The organism is Xanthomonas albilineans (assembly GCF_002939705.1).
GTDB lineage: Bacteria > Pseudomonadota > Gammaproteobacteria > Xanthomonadales > Xanthomonadaceae > Xanthomonas_A > Xanthomonas_A albilineans.
In genome coordinates this window covers 1-357 of record NZ_MDCB01000117.1, presented here as the reverse complement: position 1 = coordinate 357, position 357 = coordinate 1, and the positions used below count along the sequence as shown (strand labels likewise).

Genomic DNA, 357 nt, shown 5'->3' with positions numbered 1-357 from the left:
CACGGTGCGCCGGTGCCGATCGGGGTGGTGGGCGAGTTGTATCTCGGTGGTGACGGTGTGGGACGTGGGTATCTGAACCGCGACGATTTGACTGCCGCGCGTTTCCTCATCGATCCATTCAGCGCCGATCCAACGGCGCGGATGTACCGCACTGGCGATCTGGGGCGTTGGCGTGCCGACGGGACGATCGAGTTTGTCGGACGCAACGATCATCAGGTCAAGATCCGCGGTTTCCGCATCGAGTTGGGCGAGATCGAGGCGCGGCTGAGCGCGCATGCGGATGTGCGCGAGTGCGTGGTGGTGGCGCTGGATGCGGCCGCAGAGAACGATAAACGGCTGGTGGCGTATTGGGTCGGT

General features: G+C 64.1%; 1 protein-coding gene. It reads left to right on the top strand.

The window, feature by feature from the left end:
* Positions 1–357: acyl-CoA synthetase family protein (locus XalbCFBP2523_RS16015; RefSeq protein ID WP_146084163.1), on the top strand; the 357-nt coding region annotated here is incomplete at both ends.